The following is a 7916-nucleotide window of genomic DNA, read 5'->3' as shown; positions in this document are numbered from 1 at the left end:
CGGCGGTCAATTTGGTGGATTGGTCCATCCGCGCGCCCGAGAGGCTCGCCCCCTCCATCCGCGCCTCCGAGAGGTCCGCGCCCTGCATCAGCGCTCCCCGGAGGTCCGCCTTCCGCATCAGCGCTCCCCGGAGGTCCGCCCCCTCCATCCGCGCCCCCAAGAGGACCGCCCCCTCCATCCGCACCCCCAAGAGGTTCGCCCCCTCCATCCGCACCCCCAAGAGGTTCACCCCCTCCATCAGCGCTCCTTGGAGGTCCGCCCCCTCCATCCGCGCCTCCGAGAGGTCCGCCCCCTCCATCCGCGCCCCATAGAGGATCGCCCCCTCCATCCGCGCCCCCAAGAGGTTCGCCCCCTCCATCCGTGCCTTAAAGAGGTTCGCCGCCTCCATCCGCGCCTGAAAGAGGATCGCCCCCTCCATCCGCGCGAATCTCAAATCCGTATTCTCGAAGTTCAGCCCGGAGAGGCGGAAGCCCTGCATGTTGGCTTTTTCCAGGACGCGCCCGAGGTCGGTCGCGCTGGCGCCGGGGACGTCGGTGAGGCGTCCGAGGGTCTGCGCAGCGTTTTCCATGTCCGAGCGCACGGGTTCCAATTTGCCCGCCCATGCGTCGATAGCTTCGGGGCTGAGGTCTTCGCTCGGGTCAAGGGCAGGGTGTTCGCGTGAGCGTTCGCGCAGGTAGGTGGCCAATGTGCGGGAGATGCGCCGCACGTCGTCCGGGTTTTCATGCGCGAGTGCCTCAAGCCGGTCGATGGCCCCGTTGCGGCGGGTGATGTCGGGTTCCCAGACAAGCTCGCGCGCGCCCGGATCGCCCATCGTGATCTGGCGCATCGCGTGTAGGTCTTCCAACGCGGAGTTGATCTTTTCATTGAAGAGCGCCGCCTTCTTGGTCTCGTTGTCCTCATTGGTGATGCGCAGACGGATCACCGTGAACGGCAAGGCGACCACGGCCCCGAGGACGGCGGTGAGACCACCGAGCTTGGCGATGAGGAAGCGAAATTCCCAGACGTCGAGCTTGCCCTCGTCGCTGGCCATGTCGGCCGGGAGAGCGGCTGCGACCACAGCCCAGATCGTGACGAGGAGGCCGGCAAGGAGCATCATGAAGACCGTCGCCCAAAGCAGGATCGCGGTGGTGAACCAAAAGCTATGAACGCTTTTGGCCCCAAGGGCGTGTTTCAGACGTGAGAAAGGGGTGCGGGTGTCAGGGTCCGCAGTTGAGGACGTTTCGACCGGAATGCGCAGGAGCAGAACGGCAAAGAGGATGATCGCTGCCAAACCCAGCAGCGGCACGGGTCCGGAAATCGACAACCATTCGAAAACCTCAGAAATCAAACTCCCATCCCCCTTGCCCCACGATGCCGGGAAACGGGCGGCGTGCCAACCTCTCCCAACGGTTGTCGGGTCGGGTTGCACACCGTTTCAGGCGTCTCGCCTCACGCCCCCGTCATCCGTCAAATCCCCGCCCGCCATTGCTTGCCATCCTCGGGACGCCCATATAGGGTCCGCGCCAGCCAGAAGGGGCCGTCCGGTCCCGTGAAAGACAGGGCCGAAAGCCCAGACAGACAAGGGACCAACCTATGCTCGTTTCGCCCGCATTCGCGCAGGCCGCCGCCCCCGGTGGCGGTATGCTGAACTCCATACTCATCCCGATGGTGCTGGTGTTCGGCATCATGTATTTCTTCCTGATCCGTCCGCAGCAGAAGAAGCTGAAGGAAGACCAGAAGATGCGCGAGGCGCTGCGCCGGGGTGACCAGGTGGTCACGCAGGGCGGCATCATCGGCAAGGTCGCCAAGGTCAAGGAAGGCGACGAGGTCGAGGTCGAGATCGCCGAGGGCGTGAAGGTGCGTGTCACCAAGGCCGCCGTGCTTCAGGTCGTCTCCAAGACCGAGCCCGCCAGCGACGCGAAAAGCGCCAAGAGCTGATCCAGACCACTCCGGCAGGGCAGGGGCCACATGCTGAACATCTCGATATTCCGGCGGGTCGTCATCATCCTCGTGGTGGTGGCCGGGCTTGTCTATGCCATGCCGAACCTCTTCTACCCGCGGGTGGAGAGCCATAACGACGCCGCGCGCGCCATCGAGCTTGCGGGCGGGGAAGCGACGCCGGAGCAGGAGGCCGACCTGTCGGCCTGGCCCGGCTGGCTGCCCTCGGGCCTCGTGAACCTCGGGCTGGACCTGCGGGGCGGCGCGCATCTGCTGGCCGAAGTGCAGGTCGAGGACGTCTACAAGCAGCGGATGGATTCGATCTGGCAGGAGGTGTTCCCGGTGCTGCGCGATGCGCGCGATATCGTGGGGACGATCCGGCGCGTGCCGACCGAGGACAGCAGCCTGCGCATCCGCATCGGCGACACGACGAACATCGACGATGCGGCGCAGCTGGTGCGCGCGCTGGCGACGCCGGTGGTCACGATCACCGGCACGGGGTCGACGAACTTCACGGTCGAGGTGGACGGCGACGAGATCGTGGTGGCGCTGAGCGATGCCGAAAAGCTCGCCACCGATGACCGGACCATGCAGCAGAGCGTCGAGATCATCCGCCGCCGCGTGGACGAGGTCGGCACGCGCGAACCCACGATCCAGCGGCAGGGTGAGGATCGCATCCTCATTCAGGTGCCGGGTCTGGGGTCGGCGGACGAGCTCAAGGCGCTGATCGGGACGACCGCGCAGCTCACCTTCCAGCCCGTCGTCGGGCGCACGACGGATGCCGAGCAGGTGGCCGGGCCCAACACCGTCATCTACCCTGCGGTCGATGAGGAGGGGGTGTTTTACATCCTCGAGGACGTGCCGGTCGTCACCGGTGAGGACCTTGTGGATGCGCAGCCCAGTTTCGACACGAACGGACGGCCGGCCGTGAACTTCCGCTTCAACCCGCACGGGGCGCGGCTGTTCGGGGATTACACCGCCGAGAACGTGGGCAGCCCCTTTGCCATCGTGCTGGACGAGGAGGTCATTTCGGCCCCGCGGATCAACGAGCACATTCCGGGCGGGTCGGGGATCATCACCGGGAATTTCAACGTCGAGGAGTCGACGAACCTCGCCGTGCTGCTGCGTGCGGGCGCCTTGCCGGCGGAGATGACGTTCCTTGAAGAGCGCACGATCGGCCCGGAGCTGGGCGCGGATTCCATCGCGGCGGGCGAGATCGCGTCGCTCGTGGCCTTCGCCGGCGTGCTGATCTTCATGGCGCTGAGTTATGGCTGGTTCGGGATCATGGCCAACGTGGCGCTGATCCTGAACGTCGGGATGCTGTTCGGGCTTCTGTCGGCCATCGGGGCGACGCTGACGCTGCCGGGGATCGCGGGGATCGTGCTGACCATCGGTATGGCGGTGGACGCCAACGTGCTGGTGTTCGAGCGGATCCGCGAAGAGATCAAGGCCAAACGCGGGCCGGCGCGGTCCATCGACCTTGGCTATGAAAAGGCGCTGTCGGCGATCATCGACGCCAACATCACCACCTTCCTCACGGCGGGCATCCTGTTCATCATGGGCTCCGGCCCGGTGAAGGGCTTCGCCGTCACGCTCGGCCTCGGCCTCATCACATCGGTCTTCACGGCGATCTTCGTCACGCGGCTGATGGTGGTGTTCTGGTTCGAACGCCGCCGCCCGAAAACGCTGGAGGTGTGACATGCGCCTGAGACTCGTCCCCCAGGACACGAACTGGGATTTCTTCTCACGCTCCTACCTCTCGCTGGGGATTTCCGGCGCGCTGATGGTGCTGTCCATCGTCGCCTTCTTCGTCTTCGGTCTGAACTTCGGCATCGATTTCCGCGGCGGCACGACGATCCGCACGGAGAGCGCGCAGCCGGTCGACGTGGGTGCCTATCGCGACGCGATGGCCCCGCTGGGGCTGGGTGACGTGTCGATCAGCGAGGTCTTCGACCCTTCCTTCGGCCCCGATCAGAACGTGGCGCAAGTGCGCATCCAGGCGCAGGACGGCGACGAGGCGATTTCGGTCGAGACGATTCAGGCCGTCGAGGACGCGCTGACATCGGTCGACCCGGATATCACCTTTCCGAGCGTCGAGAGCGTCGGGCCGAAGGTGTCTGGCGAGCTGATCCTGTCGGCCATCGAGGCGGTCATCGCGGCCATCGCGACCGTGCTCGTCTATATCTGGCTTCGGTTCGAATGGCAGTTCTCGCTGGGCGCGGTCGCCGCGCTCGTCCATGACGTGACGCTGACCATCGGGGTGTTCTCGCTGTTTCAGATCCAGTTCGATCTGGCCATCATCGCCGCACTCCTGACCATCGTGGGCTACTCGCTCAACGACACGGTCGTCGTCTTTGACCGGGTGCGCGAGAACCTGCGCCGGTTCAAGAAGCTCGACCTCAAGGAAGTGCTGAACCTGTCGATCAACGAGACCCTGAGCCGGACGATGATGACCTCGGTCACGACCCTGCTCGCGCTGATCTCTCTGTTCGTGCTGGGCGGCGACGTGATCCGCAACTTCGTCTTCGCGATGATCTGGGGCGTCGTGGTCGGCACCTATTCCTCGGTCTTCGTGGCCTCGGCCATCCTGTTCCGCCTCGGCGTGAAGCGGGACTGGTCCAAGCCCGATGGCGAGGCCGGGACGCAGTTCGGCAAGACCGACCCCTGAGATGTGACCGGTTCGGGCGCTGACCCTTCGGGCCGGCGGATATCGGGCAGCGGGGTGTTTCCAAAAGGTGCGCGCTGGCGCGCGCGCTTTAATGCGGGGATATCGGCTCGGGGCTCACCAAAGTGAGGGACTTTTCCCCGCCGCGGGAACGGGGTAGGGAGAGGCCATGCAGATGCACGAGATTACATATGGTCAGGCGATGCCCGTCGAGGGCTACGGCCCCGGGTTTTTCCGGGTCGCGGGCGAGGTGATCGAGGGGCCGATGCTGGCTACCGGCAAGCGCGCGGTGAGCTGGGGCGGGATCGAGGATACCGAGGCGCTGCTGGCGCTGGCGGAGGACATCGACGTGCTGTTCCTCGGCACCGGCTCCGAGATGGATTTCGCGCCCAAGGGCCTGCAATCGGCGCTTGAGGCCGCCGGGATCGGGGTCGAGGCCATGTCCAGCCCCGCCGCCTGCCGTACCTACAATATCACCCTGTCCGAAGGCCGGCGCGTGGCCCTTGCGGTGTTGCCCGTCTGATGGAGCTCGTCGTGAGGGACCTGACGGTCGCGCGCGGGGGCGTGCCGGTTCTTGCAGGGCTGGGGTTCACGCTGGGCGCGGGCGAGGTCGTGGTGCTGCGCGGCCCCAACGGGTCGGGCAAGACGACGCTTCTGCGCACGCTCGCGGGGCTTCAGCCGCCTTTGGCGGGCGAGGTGAGCCTGCCGCCCGAGACGATTGCCTATGGGGCCCATGCGGACGGGTTGAAGGCGCAGCTTTCGGTGGCCGAAAACCTCGCCTTCTGGGCCAGCGTATATGGCACCGGGGAGATCGAGGCGGCGCTTGGCGACATGAACCTGTCGGGTCTGCGCGACCGCCCCGCCGCGAACCTGTCGGCGGGGCAGAAGCGGCGGCTGGGGCTCGCGCGTCTGCTGGTCACGGGGCGGCCGATCTGGCTTCTCGATGAGCCGACCGTGTCGCTCGACACGGCGTCGGTGGCCCTGTTCGCGGCCCGTGTGCGCGCCCATGTGGCCGGTGGCGGGGCCGCGCTGATCGCCACGCATATCGACCTCGGGCTGGAGGCGCGGGTTCTGGATGTGACGCCCTACAAGGCCGACCCGGACGCGGGCGCCAACCCGGGTGCGTTCGACGAGGCCTTCCTGTGATCGCGCTCCTTCTGCGCGACCTGCGCCTGTCGGTGCGTGCGGGCGGCGGCTTCGGGCTGGGCCTTGCGTTCTTTCTGATCGTGAGCGTTCTGGTGCCCTTCGGCGTGGGGCCGGAGGCGGAGATCCTCGCCCGGATCGCGCCGGGCATCCTGTGGGTGGGCGCGCTGCTTGCCTGTCTTCTGTCGCTCGACCGGATCTTTCAGCTCGATTTCGAAGACGGCTCGCTCGACCTGCTGGCCACGGCGCCCGTCCCGATGGAGGGGGCGGTGGTGATGAAGGCGCTGGCCCATTGGTTGGTGACGGGCCTGCCGCTCACGCTCGCCGCGCCGCTGTTTGGCGGGTTGATGAGCATGGCGGCGCCGGGACATTGGTGGATGTTCGTCACGCTGCTTCTGGGCACGCCCGCTTTGTCGATGATCGGGGCCTTCGGCGCCGCGCTGACCGTGGGGCTCAAGCGCGGCGGGCTGCTTCTGTCGCTGCTGGTGCTGCCGCTTTACGTCCCGACGCTGATTTTCGGGGCCGAGGCGGCGACGCGCGGCATGGCGGGGCTGGATGCCACCACGCCGCTTCTCATGGTCGCCGGGATCACGGCGGGGAGCGTCGCGCTCCTCCCCTTTGCGGCGGCTGCGGCATTGCGTATCAACCTGCGGTGATGTGAACGGGTTTTTCTTGCCCGGACGCCTCGTGACACATAGGACAATTCGCATGGAAAGCACGCGCACGAAACAGGCGAAGGATCGCTGGAACTGGCTTTGGGAATGGGCCAATCCGGTGAAGTTCATGGCGCTTTCGGGCAAGGCCCTGCCGTGGGTGATCGGGTTGACCGTGATCTCGCTGACCGTCGGCCTTGTCTGGGGGTTCTTCTTCACGCCCGAGGCGATCAATTTCGGCTCGTCGGTGAAGATCATCTATGTCCATGTGCCGAGCGCGATGATGGCGATCAACATCTGGGTGATGATGCTCGTCGCATCGCTCATCTGGCTGGTGCGGCGTCATCATGTGAGCGCGCTTGCGGCCAAGGCGGCGGCGCTGGTGGGGGTCGTGATGACGGTGATCGCGCTCATCACCGGGGCGATCTGGGGTGAGCCGATGTGGGGCACCTACTGGGCGTGGGATCCGCGGCTGACCTCGTTCCTCGTGCTGTTCCTGTTCTACCTGGGCTACATGGCGCTTTGGGCCGCGATCGAGGACCCGGATACGGCCGCCGACCTGACGAGCGTGCTGGCCATCGTGGGGTCGGTCTTCGCGCTTCTGAGCCGGTATGCGGTGAACTTCTGGAACCAGGGGTTGCACCAGGGGGCGAGCCTGTCGCTCGACAAGGAGGAGAACGTGGCGGATGTCTATTGGCAGCCGCTGGTGATCTGCCTCGCGGGGTTCGTGCTCCTGTTCATTGCGCTGTTGCTGGTGCGCACGCGGACCGAGGTGCGCAAGCGGCGCATTCACGCGCTGGAGATGCGGGAGAGGATGGCCGATGCCTGATCTTGGCAAATACGCGGGCGCGATCCTGACGTCCTGGGCGGCGACGCTGGCGCTTGTCGTGCTGGTGATCGCGGTGAGCTGGTGGCAGTCCGCGCGGGTGAAGAAGAAGCTCGAGGCCGCCGAAGCGCGGCGCAAGGGAAGCTGAGATGAAACCACTGATGATCCTGCCGCCGGTGATCTTTGCCGGTCTGGCCGCGATGTTCCTGTTCGGGATGAACCGCGAGGGGGCCGACCAGCTCGAGTCCACCCGCGAGGGCGGGCCGGTCCCGGCGCTGACGGTGAGCGCGTTTCCGGGTGAGGACGGCTTCACGGTCGAGGCGCTGGCGGATGGCGAGGTGAAGCTCGTGAATTTCTGGGCGAGCTGGTGTGCGCCGTGCCGTGCGGAGCATGAGAACCTCATGGCCTTCGCAGAGGAAGGCGTGCCGATCTATGGGATCAACTACAAGGACGCGCCCGCGAACGGGCGCAAGTTTCTTGACGAGCTGGGCAACCCCTTTGCCGCCGTGGTGGCGGACGAGAGCGGGCGGACCGGGCTGGACTGGGGGCTTTACGGCGTGCCGGAGACCTTCGTGGTGGATGGCGACGGCGTAATCGTGAAACGGTTCGCGGGACCGATCACCGGGTCGATCCCGGACACGATCATCCGCCCGGCGATGGCCGAGGCGGCCGAGTAGGGATGTCGTCGCGGGCGGACGCCCGCGCCGACCCG

Annotated in this window: 10 protein-coding genes; 9 read left to right on the top strand and 1 reads right to left on the bottom strand. The window is 66.3% G+C overall.

Annotated features, from left to right (window positions below):
* Positions 1-1327 (bottom strand): pentapeptide repeat-containing protein (locus B2585_RS17065; protein WP_292025140.1); only part of this gene is annotated, 1327 nt, incomplete at its 3' end.
* A gap of 245 nt (positions 1328-1572) precedes the next feature.
* Here B2585_RS17065 and yajC point away from each other — a divergent pair.
* The 9 genes from yajC to B2585_RS17020 all read left to right on the top strand — a co-directional run bounded on the left by yajC (position 1573) and on the right by B2585_RS17020 (position 7881).
* Positions 1573-1917 (top strand): preprotein translocase subunit YajC, encoded by a 345-nt coding sequence (gene yajC / locus B2585_RS17060; protein WP_292025139.1) that lies wholly within the window; start codon positions 1573-1575, stop codon positions 1915-1917.
* A gap of 30 nt (positions 1918-1947) precedes the next feature.
* Positions 1948-3615 carry a protein translocase subunit SecD gene (secD, locus tag B2585_RS17055; protein ID WP_292025138.1) on the top strand — a complete coding sequence of 556 codons (1668 nt, stop codon included), beginning with the start codon at positions 1948-1950 and terminating at the stop codon, positions 3613-3615.
* A 1-nt stretch (position 3616) separates the two neighbouring features.
* A complete protein-coding gene (gene secF / locus B2585_RS17050) occupies positions 3617-4585 on the top strand; it encodes a protein translocase subunit SecF (protein WP_292025137.1) in 969 nt (322 codons plus the stop codon).
* Between the two features lie 166 nt (positions 4586-4751).
* Positions 4752-5105 carry an Mth938-like domain-containing protein gene (locus tag B2585_RS17045; RefSeq protein ID WP_292025136.1) on the top strand — a complete coding sequence of 118 codons (354 nt, stop codon included), beginning with the start codon at positions 4752-4754 and terminating at the stop codon, positions 5103-5105.
* On the top strand, positions 5105-5728 hold the full coding sequence (ccmA, locus tag B2585_RS17040) for a heme ABC exporter ATP-binding protein CcmA (protein WP_292025135.1): 624 nt from the start codon (positions 5105-5107) through the stop codon (positions 5726-5728). The genes B2585_RS17045 and ccmA overlap by 1 nt, the downstream gene beginning before the upstream one ends.
* A complete protein-coding gene (gene ccmB, locus B2585_RS17035) occupies positions 5725-6381 on the top strand; it encodes a heme exporter protein CcmB (protein ID WP_292025134.1) in 657 nt (218 codons plus the stop codon). Before ccmA ends, ccmB begins: the two co-directional genes overlap by 4 nt.
* A 52-nt stretch (positions 6382-6433) precedes the next feature.
* Positions 6434-7207: a heme ABC transporter permease gene (locus B2585_RS17030; RefSeq protein ID WP_292025133.1), complete on the top strand. Its 774-nt coding sequence runs from the start codon at positions 6434-6436 to the stop codon at positions 7205-7207.
* Complete coding sequence (gene ccmD, locus B2585_RS17025; RefSeq protein WP_292025132.1) at positions 7200-7352, top strand: heme exporter protein CcmD; 153 nt, start codon at positions 7200-7202, stop codon at positions 7350-7352. Before B2585_RS17030 ends, ccmD begins: the two co-directional genes overlap by 8 nt.
* 1 nt (position 7353) lies before the next feature.
* Positions 7354-7881: a DsbE family thiol:disulfide interchange protein gene (locus tag B2585_RS17020; protein WP_292025131.1), complete on the top strand. Its 528-nt coding sequence runs from the start codon at positions 7354-7356 to the stop codon at positions 7879-7881.
* Positions 7882-7916: the final 35 nt, after the last annotated feature.

This window comes from Maritimibacter sp. UBA3975 (assembly GCF_002384975.1).
In the GTDB taxonomy this organism is placed as follows: domain Bacteria; phylum Pseudomonadota; class Alphaproteobacteria; order Rhodobacterales; family Rhodobacteraceae; genus Maritimibacter.
The sequence above is the reverse complement of the archived record's forward strand: the minus strand, read 5'-3'. Positions and strand labels throughout refer to the sequence as shown.

Coding starts and splice junctions, on each gene's coding strand:
- yajC (WP_292025139.1), top strand. CDS start 1,573: ATGCTCGTTTCGCCCGCATTCGCGCAGGCCGCCGCCCCCGGTGGCGGT.
- secD (WP_292025138.1), top strand. CDS start 1,948: ATGCTGAACATCTCGATATTCCGGCGGGTCGTCATCATCCTCGTGGTG.
- secF (WP_292025137.1), top strand. CDS start 3,617: ATGCGCCTGAGACTCGTCCCCCAGGACACGAACTGGGATTTCTTCTCA.
- B2585_RS17045 (WP_292025136.1), top strand. CDS start 4,752: ATGCAGATGCACGAGATTACATATGGTCAGGCGATGCCCGTCGAGGGC.
- ccmA (WP_292025135.1), top strand. CDS start 5,105: ATGGAGCTCGTCGTGAGGGACCTGACGGTCGCGCGCGGGGGCGTGCCG.
- B2585_RS17030 (WP_292025133.1), top strand. CDS start 6,434: ATGGAAAGCACGCGCACGAAACAGGCGAAGGATCGCTGGAACTGGCTT.
- ccmD (WP_292025132.1), top strand. CDS start 7,200: ATGCCTGATCTTGGCAAATACGCGGGCGCGATCCTGACGTCCTGGGCG.
- B2585_RS17020 (WP_292025131.1), top strand. CDS start 7,354: ATGAAACCACTGATGATCCTGCCGCCGGTGATCTTTGCCGGTCTGGCC.